Origin of the sequence: Microbacterium sp. LjRoot45 (assembly GCF_964253325.1) — a bacterium.
In the GTDB taxonomy this organism is placed as follows: domain Bacteria; phylum Actinomycetota; class Actinomycetes; order Actinomycetales; family Microbacteriaceae; genus Microbacterium.
Genome location: NZ_CAXUQM020000001.1, coordinates 643,017 through 659,735, shown reverse-complemented (window position 1 = coordinate 659,735; position 16,719 = coordinate 643,017). Strand labels below are relative to the sequence as shown.

Genomic DNA, 16,719 nt, shown 5'->3' with positions numbered 1-16,719 from the left:
GCGACGGCGGGGCGGGGCGGGGCGGGGCGGGGCGACGAACGCGATCACGGCCGAGAGGCGTATCGCGCGATGTACTCGTCGACCGGCAGCGCGCTGCGACGACGGATGCGCCAGGCGTGAGTGGAGCCGTAGAGTCCGCCGAGACTACTCGGGGCCAACTCTGGGCCGGCCTCGATCGCACCGCCGAATCGTGCCATCGCCGCGCGCACCGCATCGCAGGCACGCTCCCCCGCGAGTCCGCTGGTGTCGACCAGCACGATCCGCTCGTGAAGCCGGCCGCCGACAGTGACGACGGCACGCGCGCTCCGCAGGCCCGCCTCGTCCTCATCGTCGTCGATGTCGTCGGTCGACTGCTCGGTTAGCTCTCTTCCCCGTCCTGCGAGGACCTCGTCGAAAGGCGTCACGAGCGTCAGCTCGGTGCGTCGCCGCCGCGACATCACCGCTTCGGCGACGCGCAGCACGACGTCTCTCGACGGGTGCAGGTCTTTCCTCTTCACTGACTGAGGATCGGCTACTGCAGCGCGAACGGCCTCCTCCCCCGCGGTGATGAGGGATCCGATCGAATCGGAGAACTCCCAGGACCGGATGGTCCCCAGGGCGATCAGTTGATCGGCCACAGGCGCGAGTTCCACGGCCTGGAGAGCGACGGTCTGGGCAAAACGGAGGACGAACTCGTCACTCTCGGCATCCAGCCGATCACGCGACCGGCCGATCTGGCGCCACCCTCGCGCCGTTCGAACGGTCGGCAGGATGAGCTCGACCTCGGCGGCGGTCAGCGGCGAGAGATGCGTGGTGAACAGGCGGGCCTCCCGGGGAGGAGTCCACACGTCGAGATTTCCTTCGAAGTAGTCGTCGGCCGTGGTTCCGTCGGGAAGCGGAGCATCCCAAATGAGGAGCGGCCCCTCGGCGGGGCCGGCGAAGGAGAAGCTGTCGAGCACGCGCACATTCGATGGCGGCACCTCGACCTCGTCGGGGATGACGGGAGCCTCGACCTTGAGCCAAAAGTCTTCGATCTTCGTCCGCACTGTCTGCGTGATCGTACGAATCGTGCGGCCCTCGACGAGCCCGGTGAGTTCGAGGGGCTCGTCGGACGGCTCGTGCTCCTCCCACAGCTCCGCAGCCTCCTCCTCGTTGACGTCCGAGACGGTGAGCCGACCCTGCAGGTCGTAGGACATCATCTGCACATCACCGTCCGAGGAGAAGACCGGCCACCGCTGGTCCGTGAGTTCTCGGGCGTACGCCTGCATGCCTGGGAGCGCCCACTCGAGGTCGGCCATCGAGGGTGTCATCCCCTTCATGGCGGTGACACCAATGCGAGTTGCTCTCGTAAGCCCGAGAAGCGGGGAGTAGTCAAGGGTGGCGACTCTGGGATCCCACCTCAGTTCCTCCAGCTGTGTGAGGTGGGAGAGGAAGTCGAGAGAGTCCGCGTCGGTGCGCGGTCCCGTGAAGCTCCGCTGCACGACGAGGCGGCGCAGGGTCGTGAGATCTCCGAGCGCGGAGTAGTCGCGCAGTCGCCGCGCATTCTCGATCTCGAGGTCGACCAGTGCCGCGAGCCGCGTCAACGGACGAAGATCGATCAGCTGGGTGGCACCTCCGAGCTCCAACCTGTTCAGCGCGGGCATTCCGATCAATGGAGAAAGATCCGTATACCGGCCGTACCAGATCCTGAGCGCGGTCAGGTCGGTCTGCGGTTGCAGGACCCGGAGAACCTCATCGGTCACCCGCCCCAGCGAGAGCTGACGGATAGGCGTGCGCTGTGCGAAGAACGCTTTCCACTGCTGGAAGTTCTGTCGACGCTGCGCTGCCGTCGGCTCGGGGCCCGGACCGCCGCCCCACACATCGATGCCGACAGTCGCCTCGCCGCGGTACTGATCGGGGTGGGAGATCCATCGGACATTCCCGGCAGACGACATGCCTGGATCGTATCCCCGCCCTACCGTTGCGAATACATGGTGGATTGTGCGCCGCCGGCTGCAGTCGCGTCGGAACCGACCGTTTCCCCTGTACTCGCAACGCGACACCCACTGCCCCCGCGACACCCACCACCCCGCGATACCCACTTCCCCGCGGCACCCGCCGCTGTCGCCGGGCTTACCGCGCCGGGAGCAGCGCGCCGTCGAAGAAGGCGGCGAGCTCTGCCGCGGCCGTGAGGGGCAGAACGGCGGCGACGTACTGGTCGGGTCGCACGACGACCACGACACCGTCGCGCGACAGCCCGCGCTCTTCGAAGATGTCCACCGCGTTCCACACGGTCGGGCCGGCCGCGAACACCTTCTCGTCGTCGGTGAGGCCCAGCGGCCCCGTCGCCGGCCGGAACACCGACGGCACGCGCGCCACATCCACCTCCTCGAAGCTCTCGGGGTAGACGGCCTTCACGTCGAAGAGCGCATCGGCATCCTCGTCGTCCCGTGTGAAGCGGCGCACGGGAGACTCCGGTGCCTGGCCGAGCCACTCCGCCCAGGCGTCGAGGGCAGGGTGGGCGCCCCCGGATGCCGCGGCGTCGGCGAAGGCGTAGATCCGCCAGCGGCCGTCGGCCTTGGCGTGGTGCCCGAGGTGCACCGTGTTGCCGTCGGCGACCAGCGTCACCGGGGCGCTCTGGAACCGCTTGCCGAGGGGGAACCCCGCCGCGAGCGCCTGATGCGTGCCTTCGCCAACGATCTGCGACGGCCCGTACTGGGTCATGAAACCCGAGGGGAACTCGGCGGTTGCGAGGTAGTAGGTGGCGAGGTCCTGCGGGTCGGAGATCTCCTCCGGCTTGCGCGCCATGAGCGAGGACCACTCGCGGTCGAAGTCGATGAGCTGCTGGGCGACGGGGCGGCGCTCCGCGCCGTAGGTCGCGAGGAGCGACGCAGGGCTGCGTCCGGTGAGCACCGAGCCGAGCTTCCAACCGAGGTTGAAGCCGTCCTGCATCGACACGTTCATGCCTTGACCGGCCTTCGCGCTGTGCGTGTGGCAGGCGTCGCCGGTGAGGAAGACGCGGGGGTCGCGGTCGACCTCGAGCGCGTCATCGAATCCGTCGGTCACCCGGTGCCCGACCTCGTAGACGCTGTGCCAGGCGACCTGCTTCACGTCGATCGAGTAAGGGAAGAGGATCTCGTTGGCGCGGCGGATGATCTCTTCGATGGGCGTCTGTCGCACCCGGTGGTCGTCGTCGGCGGCGACGGCGCCCAGATCGATGTACATGCGGCTCAGGTAGCCGCCCTCGCGCGGGATGTGGAGGATGTTCCCCGCCTCCGCGTTGATGGCGCACTTGATGCGCCAGTCGGGGAAGTCGGTCGTCACGAGCACGTCCATGACCCCCCACGCGTGCTGTGAGATGTCGCCGACGTGTCGCCGGCCGATCGCCTCGCGCACGCCGCTGCGGGCGCCGTCGCACCCGGCGACGTACTTCGCGTGCACGACACGCTCCTCACCGGCACGCTCGCCGGCGGTGTAGCGCAGCCGCACCTCGACGGGATAGTCGCCGCGGTCGTGCACGGTCAGTCCGACGAACTCGACGCCGTAGTCGGGCACGAGTCGACCCGGGCCGAGAGCGGCCGCTTCGGCGAAGTAGTCGAGCACGCGCGCCTGGTTGACGATGAGGTGGGGGAACTCGCTGATCTGGTACGCGTAGTCCGCTGTGCGGGAGCGCCGCACGATGCGGCTGGTGTCGTCGGGGTCGGGTCCCCAGAAGTTCATCCAGCCGATGTTGTACGCCTCGGCCGTGATGCGCTCGGCGAACCCGAAGGCCTGGAACGTCTCCACGCTGCGCGGCTGGATGCCGTCGGCCTGCCCCAGCACGAGCCGCCCGTCGCGTCGCTCGATGAGTCGCGTGACGACGGTGGGGTACTGCGACAGCTGGGCCGCGAGCAGCATCCCCGCCGGCCCGGAGCCCACGATCAGCACGTCGATCTCGTCGGGGAGGTCGGCGGGCCGGTCGAGCCCGACGCCCGCGGCCGGCTGAACACGCGGGTCGCCCGAGACGTAACCGTGGTGGTGGAACTGCATCGTCTTCGATCCTTTCCCGACGTCGACGTCGGGCTGCTTGCCATCATCTCTCGGATTCGGAGGACGCGGTCGGTCGCGCCCTCCGAATCCGCTCGCGGCCGTGGGGGGTCGGCCTTGGGGGTCAGGCCTTCGCGAGTCCGCGGATCGGGCTCACCGACTGCTCGGCCTCGTGGTCGGGCCCGAGGGGGATGCCGGTGCGGTCGCGCAGGAGGAGGGTGGCGAGCAGGCCGAGGGCCGTCATGCCGGCGAGGTACCAAGTGACGGCCTGGGTGGAGCCGGTGGCCTGCACGAGCGCCGTCGCGATCGTGGGAGCGAACGCGCCGCCGAGGATCGCGCCGATCGCGTACGAGATCGAGACGCCCGAGAAGCGGATGGATGCCGGGAAGAGCTCCGTGTAGAGCGCCGCCTGCGGTCCGTAGGTGAACCCGAGCCCGACGGTCAGGATCACCAGCCCCAGGGCCAGCATCGCGACGTCGCCCGTGTTCACGAGCGGGAAGAGGAGGAAGACGCCGACGAGCTGCAGCACCCAGCCGATGAGGTACGTGGTGCGTCGGCCGAGACGGTCGGAGAGCCACCCCGCGATCCACGTGAAGACGAGCCACGACACGGCCGACAGCGTGACGGCCCAGAGCACGTCGGAGGTCGCGAGGCCCACCGGTCCGGCGGGATCGGTGGCGTATCGCTGGATGTATCCCCCGGTGGTCATGTACCCGACGGCGTTGTTGCCGGCGAAAACGAAGGCGGCGACGATCACGAGCAGCGCGTGCTTGCGGAACAGCTGCACGATCGGCATCCGCGTCTCTTCCTTGCGCTCGGCGAGTTCGAGGAAGACGGGGCTCTCCTCGACGCGGCGCCGCACGTAGTAGCCGATGAGGATGAGCGCGACGCTGAGCAGGAACGGGATGCGCCAGCCCCACGTGAGGAAGAACTCCTCGCCGGGGAGTGCGACGAGCGCGAGGACGGCGGATGCCAGCAGGAGCCCGAGCGGCACGCCGATCTGCGGCGACGCTCCGAACATCCCGCGCTTGGTCTTGGGGGCGTGCTCGACGGCCATGAGCACCGCGCCGCCCCACTCGCCGCCGGCGGAGATGCCCTGCAGGATGCGAAGGAAGATCAGCAGGATCGGAGCCAGGATGCCGATCTGCGCATATGTGGGCAGCACACCGACGAGGGTCGTGGCAACGCCCATGAGAACGAGTGTCAGCATGAGCACGAGGCGCCGCCCGTACTTGTCGCCGAGGTGGCCCGCGAGGAAGGCGCCGAGCGGGCGGAAGAGGAAGCTGATGCCCACGGTGAGGAAGGAGAGGATCTGCCCGAACTCCTCTCCGGCGGGCGCGAAGAAGAGCTGTCCGAAGACGAGCCCCGCCGCGGAGGCGTAGATGAAGAAGTCGTACCACTCGACCGTCGTGCCGACGACGGTGGCGAACACCACGCGTCGGCGATCGGTGGCCGTGGAGATCGTGCCCGTGGGGGTGAAACCCGCCCGGGAAGTGGGCGATGATGCGGTCATGGTGACTCCTGTGTCGGTGACGTCGCTGTCGGTGCGGTGCTTGCCCGCTGGTTCAGGATCATATACGATTTCAGATACGACGCAAGAGCGAGGGAGCTCATGACCATCGACACCCCCACCGATCACCGGTTCGCCGGCCTGCCCGGCCGCCCGGGCAAGATCATCGCGGTGCACCTCAGCTACGCCTCCCGCGCCGAGCAGCGAGGACGTCGCCCCGACGCTCCCTCGTACTTCCTGAAGGCGTCGAGCTCCGTGGCATCCTCGCCCTCCACCGTGACGCGGCCGATGGGCACCGAGCTCCTCGCCTTCGAAGGGGAGGTCGCACTCGTCATCGGCACGACCGCGCGCCGCGTCTCGCTGGACGACGCGTGGGACCACGTGGGGTGGATCACGGCCGCCAACGACCTCGGACTGTACGACCTGCGTGCCAACGACAAGGGTTCGAACGTCCGCTCCAAGAGCGGCGACGGGTTCACCCCGATCGGCGCGGACCTCATCGACGCGCGCGCGGTCGATCCGGCGGCGCTCCGCGTGCGCACGTGGGTGAACGGCACGCTCGTCCAGGACGACACGACCGCGGGGCTCCTCTTCCCGCTCGCGCAGATCGTGGCCGACCTCAGCCAGCAGCTCACGCTGGAGCCCGGCGACGTCATCCTCACCGGCACCCCGGCGGGGTCGTCGGTCATCCAACCGGGCGATGTCGTCGAGGTCGAAGTCGACTCCCCCGCCTCCGGGGCGACGTCGGGCCGCCTCGTCACGACCGTCGTCGCCGACGAGGGACCCGGCTTCGACGCGACCCTCGGATCGCTCCCCGCGGTCGACGACACGCAGCGCGCGGAGGCCTGGGGTCACGTCGCCCCCGCCCGTCCGGCTCTCGACCCCGCCCTCCGCGACAAGCTCACGCGGGTCCCCGTCGCCGCACTGTCGCAGCAGCTGCGGGCCCGAGGGCTCGACAACGTCACGATCGACGGTGTGCGTCCCCTCCATCCCGACGCGAAGCTGGTCGGCACGGCGCGCACCCTCCGCTTCGTCCCGAACCGGGAAGACCTGTTCGCGAGCCACGGCGGCGGCCACAACGCGCAGAAGCGCGCGTTCGACTCCGTGGATGCCGGTGAGGTGCTCGTCATCGAGGCCCGCGGCGAGACGGGCTCGGGCACGCTCGGCGACGTCCTCGCGATCCGGGCACACGCGCGCGGCGCGGCCGGCGTCGTCACCGACGGCGGCGTGCGCGACGTGGATGCCGTCACGGCCGTCGGTCTTCCCGTGTACACCGCGGGAGCCCACCCGGCGGTGCTCGGGCGCAAGCACGTGCCCTGGGACCACGACCTGACGATCGCGTGCGGCGGCACGACGGTGCAGCCCGGCGACATCATCGTCGGCGACGCCGACGGCGTGATCGTCATACCCCCGGCCCTGGCGGCGGAGATCGCCGACGCCGCCCTCGCCCGCGAGGACGAGGACGCCTGGGTCGCCGCTCGCGTCGCCGAGGGACATCCCCTCGACGGCCTGTTCCCGATGAACGACGTGTGGCGCGCGCGCTACGAGGCCGAAAGGGTGACCCCGTGACCGAGATCGCGAGCCGGAGCAAGTCGCAGCAGGCCTATCACTGGATCAAGGAGCGCATCGCGAGCCAGGTCTTCACTCCGGGCTACCGCCTCGTGCTCGGGACGATCGCGAGCGAGCTCGACATGAGCGTCGTCCCCGTGCGCGAGGCCATCCGTCAGCTGGAGGCCGAAGGACTCGTCACGTTCGAGCGCAACGTGGGCGCGCGCGTGTCGATGGTCGACGACACGCAGTACCGGTACAGCATGCAGGCGCTCAGCATCCTGGAGGGGACGGCCACGGCGCTCGCGGCGCGGCGCCTCACCCCCGACGACATCCACGCCGCCCGTCGGATCAATGAGCTCATGATCGAGACGCTCGAGCACTTCGACCCGCACGCGTTCACGCGCCTCAATCAGGAGTTCCACGCGACGCTGTTCGGCAAGTGCCCGAACCCCCGCATGCTCGAACTCGTCGAGGCCGAGTGGGGGCGCCTCGGCAACCTCCGCGACTCCACGTTCAGCTTCGTCCCGGGCCGAGCGCAGGAGTCGGTGCGCGAGCACGAGAACATCGTCCGCCTCATCGAGCACGGCGCCCCGCTCGGCGAGATCGAGAAGGCCGCCCGCCGCCACCGCTCGGCCACCCTCGACGCCTACATGATCCACGAACACCCCGACGAAGCCCTCGGGCTCCCGGCGTTCTGACCGCCTCCCGTCACCACAAGGAGCACCATGACCACCCCCGCCCTCGACGCCCGCCACGTGCCGGCCGACCTCCCGAGCCGTGTCCAGCACTACATCGACGGTGCGTTCGTCGACTCGCTCGACGGCGACACCTTCGACGTGCTGGAACCCGTCTCCAACGAGACGTACGTGCAGGCCGCCGCCGGGAAGAAGGCCGACATCGACCGGGCCGTCGCGGCAGCGCGCCGCGCGTTCACCGACGGGCCGTGGCCGAAGATGCTGCCGCGCGAGCGCTCGCGGGTGCTGCACCGCATCGCCGACATCGTCGAGTCCCGTGACGCGCGGCTCGCCGAGCTGGAGTCCTTCGACTCCGGTCTCCCCATCACGCAGGCGCTCGGTCAGGCGCGGCGGGCCGCCGAGAACTTCCGCTTCTTCGCCGACCTGATCGTGGCCCAGGCCGACGACACCTTCAAGGTGCCCGGCCGTCAGCTCAATTACGTGAACCGCAAGCCGATCGGCGTCGCGGGGCTCATCACGCCCTGGAACACGCCGTTCATGCTCGAGTCGTGGAAGCTCGGCCCGGCTCTCGCGACGGGCAACACCGTGGTGCTCAAGCCCGCCGAGTTCACGCCGCTGTCGGCATCGCTGTGGGCGGGGATCTTCGAGGAGGCGGGGCTGCCGCAGGGCGTCTTCAACCTCGTCAACGGCCTCGGGGAGGATGCCGGCGACGCCCTCGTCAAGCACCCCGACGTGCCCCTCATCTCCTTCACCGGCGAGAGCCGCACGGGACAGCTGATCTTCGCGAACGCGGCCCCGTATCTCAAGGGTCTGTCGATGGAGCTCGGCGGCAAGTCACCGGCGATCGTCTTCGCCGACGCCGACCTCGACGCCGCCGTCGACGCGACGATCTTCGGCGTCTTCTCCCTCAACGGCGAGCGCTGCACGGCCGGCAGCCGCATCCTCGTCGAGCGCCCGATCTACGACGCGTTCGTCGAGCGCTACGCGGCGCAGGCGGCTCGGGTGAAGGTCGGCTACCCGCACGACCCGGCCACCGAAGTGGGGGCCCTCGTCCACCCCGAGCACTTTGCGAAGGTGATGTCGTACGTGGAGATCGGCAAGACCGAGGGGCGCCTGGTCGCCGGCGGCGGTCAGCCGGAGGGGTTCGCGTTCGGCAACTTCGTCGCCCCCACGGTGTTCGTCGACGTCGCCCCCGACGCGCGCATCTTCCAGGAGGAGATCTTCGGCCCGGTGGTGGCGATCACGCCGTTCGACACCGAGGAAGAGGCCCTCGCCCTCGCCAACGACACGAAGTACGGCCTCGCCGCCTACGTCTGGACGAACGACCTGAAGCGCGCTCACCGGTTCGCCGGGGCCGTGGATGCCGGCATGGTGTGGCTGAACTCGAACAACGTGCGCGACCTCCGCACCCCGTTCGGCGGCGTCAAGGCCTCGGGGCTCGGGCACGAGGGCGGCTACCGCTCGATCGACTTCTACACCGACCAGCAGGCCGTGCACATCACGCTCGGCGAGGTCCACAACCCCACCTTCGGCAAGTAAGCAAGGACGCTGACATGACCCACCGCGACGAGATGACGCTGACCTCCTCGGGCTACTACGTGAGCCAGGAGGCGCCGATCCGCTCCGACAACCCGATCCCCACACCGACCTCCCCCGCGCCCGACATCCTGCGCTGCGCCTACATGGAGCTCGTGGTCACCGACCTCGCGGCATCCCGTGTCTTCTACGTCGATGTGCTGGGCCTCTACGTGACGGAAGAGGACGACCAGGCGATCTACCTCCGGTCGACGGAGGAGTTCATCCACCACAACCTCGTCCTCCGCCAGGGCCCCGTCGCCGCGGTGGCCGCCTTCTCCTACCGCGTGCGCTCCGCCGACGACCTCGACAAGGCGGTCGCGTTCTACACGGAACTCGGATGCCGTGTCGAGCGCCGTGCAGACGGGTTCGTGAAGGGCATCGGCGACGCGGTGCGCGTGACCGACCCGCTGGGCTTCCCCTACGAGTTCTTCTTCCAGACGGAGCACGTCGAGCGGCTCTCGTGGCGGTACGACCTGCACACTCCCGGCGAGCTCGTGCGCCTCGACCACTTCAACCAGGTGACCCCCGACGTGCCGCGCGCCGTCAACTTCATGCAGTCGCTGGGCTTCCGCGTGACCGAGGACATCCAGGACGAGGAGGGCACCGTCTACGCCGCGTGGATGCGCCGCAAGCCCACCGTCCACGACACCGCGATGACCGGCGGCGACGGACCGCGCATGCACCACGTCGCGTTCGCGACGCACGAGAAGCACAACATCCTCGCCATCTGCGACAAGCTCGGCGCACTCCGCCGATCGGATGCCATCGAGCGCGGCCCCGGCCGCCACGGCGTCTCGAACGCGTTCTACCTTTACCTCCGCGACCCCGACGGCCACCGCGTCGAGATCTACACGCAGGACTACTACACGGGCGACCCCGACAACCCCGTCGTCACGTGGGACGTGCACGACAACCAGCGCCGGGACTGGTGGGGCAATCCCGTCGTCCCGTCGTGGTACACCGAGGCATCCCTCGTCCTCGACCTCGACGGCAACCCGCAGCCGGTCGTGGCCCGCACCGATTCGTCCGAGATGGCCGTCACGATCGGTGCCGACGGCTTCTCGTACACGCGTCCGGGCGAGGACGACCTGCCGGAGTACAAGCAGGGCGAGTACAAGCTGGGCCACCAGCTGTGACCCTCCCGGCAGGCACCGTCACGGCTCTGGCGGCCGAGCTGGCGAAGGCCGACCGCACGCACGGCGTCATCCCGCGGATCACCGCGCGCCACCCCGAGGCGACGGTCGACGACGCATACGCGATCCAGGGCGTCTGGCGCGACCGCATGACGGCGTCGGGTCGGCGCCTCGTGGGCCGCAAGATCGGACTCACCTCCCGGGCGATGCAGCAGGCGACGGGCATCACCGAACCCGACTACGGCGTCATGTTCGACGACACCGTGTACCGCAGCGGTGACAGCATCCCCGTCGATCACTTCTCGAACGTGCGCGTGGAGGTGGAGCTCGCGTTCGTCCTGCGCGAGCCCTTGTCCGGACCGGATGCCACCCTCGAAGACGCGCTCCGCGCGACCGACTACGTCGTCCCGGCGCTGGAGGTCCTCAACTCACACATCGAGCTGGAGGGTCGCACGATCGTCGACACGATCAGCGACAACGCCGCGTACGGGGCGATGGTGCTGGGCGACACGCACCGGCATCCGTCCGAGGTCGACCTGCCGTGGGTGCCGGGCGTGCTCCGCGTGAACGGAGAGGTGGAGGAGACCGGCGTCGCGGCGGGGGTGCTCGGTCATCCCGCCACCGGCGTCGCGTGGCTCGCCAACAAACTGCACCAGCACGGTGACAGACTCGAGCCGGGCGAGATCATCCTCGCCGGGTCGTTCACGCGGCCCGTGTGGGTCGCCCGCGGCGACGAGGTGCGCTGCGACTACGGACCGATGGGAACCATCACATGCCGCTTCGTCTGACCGAGACGTTCCGCGACCGCCTGGCGGGAAGCCCCCGGCCGCTCGCGGGCCTCTGGGCGTGCGCGGGGTCGTCGGTCGTGACCGAGATCCTCGCTGGCTCGGGCATAGACTGGGTGCTCATCGACATGGAGCACTCCCCCAACGGGTTGGAGTCCACGCTCGCCCAGTTGCAGACCGTGGCCGCGTACCCGACGACCCCCGTCGTCCGCGTGCCGATCGGCGACGTCGTCACGATCAAGCAGGTGCTCGACCTCGGCGCCCAGAACGTGCTCGTGCCGATGATCTCGTCGGCCGCGGAAGCCGAGGATGCCGTGGCTGCCGTCCGCTACCCGCCGAGGGGTCGCCGCGGCGTCGGCTCCGCCCTCGCGCGATCGGCCCGCTGGAACCGGGTGGAGGACTACCTCCAGGATGCCGACCGCCACACGTCGCTGTTCGTGCAGATCGAGACCGCGGAGGCGGTCGACGCCGCGGCGGACATCGCCGCCGTCGACGGCGTGGACGGCGTGTTCGTGGGGCCGTCCGACCTCGCGGCATCGATGGGTCTCCTCGGCCAGCAGACGCATCCGGAGGTCGCCGCGGCGGTGCGTCGCACGTTCGACGCGGTCCGCTCGGCGGGCAAGCCCGTCGGGGTGAATGCCTTCGACCCGGCCGTCGCCCGCGCGTACGTCGAGGCGGGCGCATCGTTCGTGCTCGTCGGTGCCGACGTGCAGATCCTCGCCCGCGCGTCGGAGGCCTTCGCCGCCGACTGGGCGTGACCGCCGGCGCGCGGCATCCCCTTGTCGCGCTGCTCCTTGCAGGCGCGCGCATGTCCCACTTTGTGCAGGGCATGTCCCACTTTGTGCAGGGCATGTCCCACTTTGTGCAGGGCATGTCCCACTTTGTGCAGGGCATGTCCCACTTTGTGCAGGGTATGTCCCACTTTGTGCTGGTTCGGCAGGCCAGTTACGACCGAAAGTGGGACACCCACCACTCCCCGCTCACGCATGTCCCACTGTGTGTCGGTTCTGAGCCCCTCCCGCCCCGCCATGTCCCACTTTGTGTCGTTCCGGCAGGCCAGTTACGGCCGAAAGTGGGACACCCACCACTCCCCGCTCACGCATGTCCCACTGTGTGTCGGTTCTGAGCCCCTCCCGCCCCGCCATGTCCCACTTTGTGTCGTTCCGGCAGGCCAGTTACGACCGAAAGTGGGACATGAACCACCGAAAGTGGGACATGAACCACCGAAAGTGGGACTTGGGAGGTGCGGGCTGACAGGCTGGGCGCATGGCCACGCAGAGGGAAGTCTCCAGTCGCATCGTCCTGAACGTCACCGAGACGGCCGATCTCGTCTTCGCGATCGCCGTGGCATCCGGGCACACTCCCGCCCGCGAGTCGCTGACCGCCACGATCGATGGGGAGCCCGTCACGCTCCGCGAGCTGCCCGACGCCCACGGCGGACGCCTGCACCGCCTGTCGGCGCAGCCGGGCGAGCTCGTCGTCGCGTACGAGGCGACGGTCACGGATGCCGCGGCGCCGCTGCCGACGAGCGAGACCGACCTCCTCGTCTACGGTCGGCCGAGCCGGTACGCCGACTCCGACACGCTCGCGGCAACCGCCGCGGCGCAGTTCGCCGGGGTGAACGGCGAGCGCGAACTGCTGACGGCGGTGTCGTCGTGGGTGGGCACGCAGCTGTCCTACGTCCCCGGATCGTCGCAGCCCACCGATGGGGCGACGCAGACGCTGCTGGCGCGCCAGGGCGTGTGCCGCGACTACGCCCACCTGTGCGTCGCACTCCTGCGTGCCCGCGGCATCCCGGCTCGACTCGTCGCCGTCTACGCGCCGGGCCTCGACCCGATGGACTTCCACGCCGTCGCCGAAGCCTGGGTCGAGGGCCAGTGGCGCGTCGTCGATGCGACGGCGCTCGCCCCGCGCTCCAGCCTCGTGCGGATCGCGACGGGTCGGGATGCCGCAGACACCGCGTTCCTGAACGTCCTCAGCGGGCGTGCCGCCCTCGGGTCCGTCGAGGTGACCGCCGTCGCCGACGTGCTGCCCGACGACGACCTCGACCAGCTCGTCACCATCGCCTGAGGCGCGGGCCGTCTTCCCGCCCGCGGACGAGCGTGCCACTGTAGGACCATGAAGTCCTGGGTCGTGCGGTTCGTCTCCCTCTACGTGTTCAACGTCGTCGTCCTGCTCCTCATCGGGCTCCTCCTGCCGAGCGTGCAGGTCGGCTGGGCGGCGCTGTGGGCGGCCGTGCTCCTGACGGCCGCGACGATCTGGCTGAAGCCGGTCGTCACGCGCCTGTTCACGGGGGCGGCGAAGAAGTCGGCGTCCGAACGGACCGCGGTCGGCGAGAAGCTCGTGCAGTACGGGATCGTGTTCGTCGTCGAGCTCATCGTGTGGATCCTCGTGGTGCTCTTCTCGGGTGTCGACGTGCGCGGGTGGTTCTGGGGGTGGGTGATCCCGCCGATCCTGCTCCTGCTGGCCTGGGTCGTCTACGACCTCGTGGACGACCGCATCGAAGCCCGCACCGGGTCGCTCTACGACCGGGCGCGCGGCGACCGCACATGAAGTTGCTGTAACAAAGCGACGCCGGGGCGCCCGTCGCCGCCGACGGCACGGGAGAATGGATGCCACGGCGCTGCCGCACAGCACGCGGGCCGCGCCGTCTTCCCGAACCGTCACCGGAACCATCCTCGGAGGCCTCGCATGTCGCGTCCCGCCCTGCGCACCATCCTCGTCGCGTCGCTCGCGGCATCCGTTCTCCTCGCCACCGGCTGCGCGTCGGGTGCGGCCACGCCGTCTGCCTCCGACACGCCCTCGGCAGATGAGGGGTACATCACCCCCGGCAAGCTGACGATCGCCACGGGCGAGACAGCCTACTTCCCGTACGTCATCGACGACGACCCGTCCAGCGGCGAAGGCTTCGAGGCCGCCGTGGCGTACGCCGTCGCCGACAAGCTCGGCTTCGCCCACGACGACGTCGAGTGGGTGCGCACGAGCTTCGAGTCGGCGATCGCGCCCGGACCGAAGACGTTCGACTTCAACATCCAGCAGTACACGATCACCGACGAGCGCAAGCAGGCCGTCGACTTCTCGTCGCCCTACTACTCCGCCAGCCAGGCCGTCGTCGCGATCAAGGGCGGTGCCGCCGACGGCGTGACCGACCTCGCGGGCCTCAAGGACCTCACGATCGGCGCGATGACTGGTTCGACGAGCGCCACGACGCTCGAAGAGGCCGTGCAGCCCAACACCGACCCGCAGCTGTACAACTCGAACGAGGATGCCGTCGCGGCACTGAAGGCGAACCAGATCGACGCGATCGTGCTCGACCTCCCGACCGCGTATTACGCGACCGGCGTCTACATCGAGAACTCGTTCATCGTGGGCGAGCTCCCCGCGGCCGGGGTCCCGGACGAGTGGGGCCTGCTGCTGGCGAAGGACTCGCCGCTCACCCAGCGCGTTACCGCCGCCGTCGACGCCCTGCGCGAGGAGGGCACGCTCGCCGAGATCACCGACGAGTGGCTGGGCTCGGGCCAGGGTGTGACGCTGCTGCAGTGACGTCGCGCTAGCGTCGTCCTGTGACTTTCCATCAACCGAGCGCGCTCGAGCTCGATCGGCGCGCCTTCCGGCGGGGCCGTGAGCGCCGATCGGTGCTGATCGCGGTCGCCTCGACCGTGGCGTTCGCGGCGGTCGTGTGGGTGACCGTCATCAACACGCCCGGATGGGCGTCGGTCCAGCAGGCCTTCTTCGATCCCGAGGTCGCGCTCCAGGCGCTCCCGAAGGTGTGGGACGGGTTCCTCATCAACCTGCAGGTGCTGGGGCTGTCGCTCGTCACGGTCGCGCTCGTGGCGCTCCTGGTCGCGATCCTGCGCACGCTGCGCGGCCCCGTGTTCTTCCCGGTGCGGGTGCTCGCCGCCGGCTACACGGATCTCTTCCGCGGGTTCCCGTTCATCATCGTGCTGTATCTCGTCGGCTTCGGTCTGCCGACGATAACCAACGCGCGCATCCCCGTCGTGCTCCTCGGGGTGCTGGCCATCACGCTCACCTACTCCGCGTATGTCGCCGAGGTGATCCGCGCCGGCATCGAAGCGGTGCACCCTTCGCAGCGCCTCGCGGCGCGGGCGCTGGGCCTCGGCTACGCGCAGACCCTCGGCCGCGTCGTGCTTCCCCAGGCGCTCCGCAAGATGACGCCGCCGCTCATGAACGACTTCATCTCGATGCAGAAGGACGTGGGGCTCATCTCGATCCTCGGCGCGATCGACGCGATCGCCGGCGCCCGGTCGGTGGCCTCGCTCACCTACAACTTCACGCCGTACGTCGTGGCCGGCATCCTGTTCGTCCTGCTCGCGATCCCGACGATCCGCCTCACGGACTGGTACACGGCGAGGCTGCGCGAGCGCGAGCAGACGGGGGCGATCCTGTGACCGACTCCCCCACGCCTCCCCTGCTCCGCGCCACCGGCCTCTGGAAGTCGTTCGGCGACCGCGAGGTGCTCCGCGGCATCGACCTCGACCTCGCGCAGCACGACGTCGTCGCGCTGATCGGGCCGAGCGGGTCGGGCAAGTCCACGCTCCTGCGGTGCCTGGGGCTGCTGGAGCCCATCGACGACGGGCAGATCTTCCTCGGCGACGAGGACATCTCCGATCCCCGCGTCGACGCCAACGGCATCCGTGCGCGGTTCGGCGCCGTCTTCCAGAGCTTCAACCTCTTCCCCCACCTGTCCGTGCTCGACAACGTGACGCTCGCGTCGCGCGTCGTGCATCGGATGCCGAGGCGCGAGGCCGAGGAGCGGGCGCACGCCCTGCTCGGCCGCATCGGTCTCGCAGACAAGGCGAAGGAGCACCCCGACCGCTTGTCCGGGGGGCAGCAGCAGCGCGCCGCGATCGTCCGCGCCATCGCCACCGACCCCGAGGTGCTGCTGCTCGACGAGATCACCTCGGCGCTCGACCCCGAGCTCGTCGGCGAAGTACTCGAACTGGTCCGCGACCTCACCGCCGATGGGGCGACGATCCTGATGGCCACCCACGAGATGGCCTTCGCGCGCGACGTCGCCGATCGGGTGGTCTTCCTCGACGACGGTGTGATCGTCGAGCAGGGGCCGCCCGCGCAGTTGTTCGGTGCGCCCGAGAGTGCACGCACGCGCGCGTTCCTCGCGCGCTTCACCCCCTGACCGCCCCTGTTCGTTGAGCGAGCGCAGCGAGACGAAACGTGACCCCCGACGGGAAAGTCACCCCGGTCGTTGAGCGAGCGCAGCGAGACGAAACGCCCGCCCGCTAGAGACGCCGTTTCGTCTCGTCGCTCCGCTCCTCGCTCAACGACCGAAGGTCACCCCGGTCGTTGAGCGAGCGCAGCGAGACGAAACGCCCGCCCGCGACGAGAACCCCGTTTCGTCTCGTCGCTCCGCTCCTCGCTCAACGACCGAAGGTCACCCCGGTCGTTGAGCGAGCGCAGCGAGACGAAACGCCCGCCCGCTAGAAACGCCGTTTCGTCTCGTCGCT

Annotated in this window: 14 protein-coding genes; 11 read left to right on the top strand and 3 right to left on the bottom strand. The window is 69.5% G+C overall.

The features are described 5' to 3' along the window. Positions 1-44: 44 nt before the first annotated feature. The 3 genes from ACSQ18_RS02910 to ACSQ18_RS02900 form a co-directional block, all read right to left on the bottom strand. Complete coding sequence (locus ACSQ18_RS02910; protein ID WP_436035595.1) at positions 45-1,913, bottom strand: hypothetical protein; 1,869 nt, start codon at positions 1,911-1,913, stop codon at positions 45-47. Positions 1,914-2,091: 178 nt separating this feature from the next. Next, complete coding sequence (locus tag ACSQ18_RS02905) at positions 2,092-3,987, bottom strand: FAD-dependent monooxygenase (protein ID WP_436035593.1); 1,896 nt, start codon at positions 3,985-3,987, stop codon at positions 2,092-2,094. A gap of 121 nt (positions 3,988-4,108) precedes the next feature. Continuing rightward, complete coding sequence (locus ACSQ18_RS02900) at positions 4,109-5,497, bottom strand: MFS transporter (protein WP_436035591.1); 1,389 nt, start codon at positions 5,495-5,497, stop codon at positions 4,109-4,111. A 99-nt stretch (positions 5,498-5,596) separates the two neighbouring features. Between ACSQ18_RS02900 and ACSQ18_RS02895 the strand changes: the two genes are divergently transcribed. The 11 genes from ACSQ18_RS02895 to ACSQ18_RS02845 all read left to right on the top strand — a co-directional run bounded on the left by ACSQ18_RS02895 (position 5,597) and on the right by ACSQ18_RS02845 (position 16,391). Continuing rightward, positions 5,597-7,063, top strand: a complete 1,467-nt coding sequence (locus tag ACSQ18_RS02895; RefSeq protein WP_436035589.1) for a fumarylacetoacetate hydrolase family protein — start codon at positions 5,597-5,599, stop codon at positions 7,061-7,063. Continuing rightward, on the top strand, positions 7,060-7,743 hold the full coding sequence (locus tag ACSQ18_RS02890; protein WP_436035587.1) for a GntR family transcriptional regulator: 684 nt from the start codon (positions 7,060-7,062) through the stop codon (positions 7,741-7,743). The genes ACSQ18_RS02895 and ACSQ18_RS02890 overlap by 4 nt, the downstream gene beginning before the upstream one ends. 27 nt (positions 7,744-7,770) lie before the next feature. Next, positions 7,771-9,279 carry a 5-carboxymethyl-2-hydroxymuconate semialdehyde dehydrogenase gene (gene hpaE, locus ACSQ18_RS02885; RefSeq protein WP_436035585.1) on the top strand — a complete coding sequence of 503 codons (1,509 nt, stop codon included), beginning with the start codon at positions 7,771-7,773 and terminating at the stop codon, positions 9,277-9,279. 14 nt (positions 9,280-9,293) lie between these two features. Then, entirely contained in the window at positions 9,294-10,454 is a 1,161-nt protein-coding gene (gene hpaD, locus ACSQ18_RS02880) for a 3,4-dihydroxyphenylacetate 2,3-dioxygenase (protein WP_436035583.1), read from the top strand. Beyond that, the gene (locus tag ACSQ18_RS02875) at positions 10,451-11,239 is read left to right on the top strand and encodes a 2-keto-4-pentenoate hydratase (protein WP_436035582.1); all 789 of its coding nucleotides are present in this window, start codon (positions 10,451-10,453) and stop codon (positions 11,237-11,239) included. The genes hpaD and ACSQ18_RS02875 overlap by 4 nt, the downstream gene beginning before the upstream one ends. Then, positions 11,224-11,994, top strand: a complete 771-nt coding sequence (locus ACSQ18_RS02870; RefSeq protein ID WP_436035581.1) for an HpcH/HpaI aldolase family protein — start codon at positions 11,224-11,226, stop codon at positions 11,992-11,994. Before ACSQ18_RS02875 ends, ACSQ18_RS02870 begins: the two co-directional genes overlap by 16 nt. 508 nt (positions 11,995-12,502) lie before the next feature. After that, the gene (locus ACSQ18_RS02865; RefSeq protein ID WP_436035579.1) at positions 12,503-13,306 is read left to right on the top strand and encodes a transglutaminase-like domain-containing protein; all 804 of its coding nucleotides are present in this window, start codon (positions 12,503-12,505) and stop codon (positions 13,304-13,306) included. Between the two features lie 48 nt (positions 13,307-13,354). Continuing rightward, positions 13,355-13,789 (top strand): hypothetical protein, encoded by a 435-nt coding sequence (locus tag ACSQ18_RS02860; protein ID WP_436035578.1) that lies wholly within the window; start codon positions 13,355-13,357, stop codon positions 13,787-13,789. Positions 13,790-13,927: 138 nt separating this feature from the next. Beyond that, positions 13,928-14,779, top strand: a complete 852-nt coding sequence (locus ACSQ18_RS02855; protein ID WP_436035577.1) for an ABC transporter substrate-binding protein — start codon at positions 13,928-13,930, stop codon at positions 14,777-14,779. A 20-nt stretch (positions 14,780-14,799) separates the two neighbouring features. Beyond that, a complete protein-coding gene (locus ACSQ18_RS02850; protein ID WP_436035575.1) occupies positions 14,800-15,645 on the top strand; it encodes an amino acid ABC transporter permease in 846 nt (281 codons plus the stop codon). Further along, positions 15,642-16,391 (top strand): amino acid ABC transporter ATP-binding protein, encoded by a 750-nt coding sequence (locus tag ACSQ18_RS02845; protein WP_436035573.1) that lies wholly within the window; start codon positions 15,642-15,644, stop codon positions 16,389-16,391. The genes ACSQ18_RS02850 and ACSQ18_RS02845 overlap by 4 nt, the downstream gene beginning before the upstream one ends. The last annotated feature ends 328 nt before the right edge of the window (positions 16,392-16,719 follow it).

Coding starts and splice junctions, on each gene's coding strand:
- ACSQ18_RS02910 (WP_436035595.1), bottom strand. CDS start 1,913: ATGTCGTCTGCCGGGAATGTCCGATGGATCTCCCACCCCGATCAGTAC.
- ACSQ18_RS02905 (WP_436035593.1), bottom strand. CDS start 3,987: ATGCAGTTCCACCACCACGGTTACGTCTCGGGCGACCCGCGTGTTCAG.
- ACSQ18_RS02900 (WP_436035591.1), bottom strand. CDS start 5,497: ATGACCGCATCATCGCCCACTTCCCGGGCGGGTTTCACCCCCACGGGC.
- ACSQ18_RS02895 (WP_436035589.1), top strand. CDS start 5,597: ATGACCATCGACACCCCCACCGATCACCGGTTCGCCGGCCTGCCCGGC.
- hpaE (WP_436035585.1), top strand. CDS start 7,771: ATGACCACCCCCGCCCTCGACGCCCGCCACGTGCCGGCCGACCTCCCG.
- hpaD (WP_436035583.1), top strand. CDS start 9,294: ATGACCCACCGCGACGAGATGACGCTGACCTCCTCGGGCTACTACGTG.
- ACSQ18_RS02870 (WP_436035581.1), top strand. CDS start 11,224: ATGCCGCTTCGTCTGACCGAGACGTTCCGCGACCGCCTGGCGGGAAGC.
- ACSQ18_RS02865 (WP_436035579.1), top strand. CDS start 12,503: ATGGCCACGCAGAGGGAAGTCTCCAGTCGCATCGTCCTGAACGTCACC.
- ACSQ18_RS02860 (WP_436035578.1), top strand. CDS start 13,355: ATGAAGTCCTGGGTCGTGCGGTTCGTCTCCCTCTACGTGTTCAACGTC.
- ACSQ18_RS02855 (WP_436035577.1), top strand. CDS start 13,928: ATGTCGCGTCCCGCCCTGCGCACCATCCTCGTCGCGTCGCTCGCGGCA.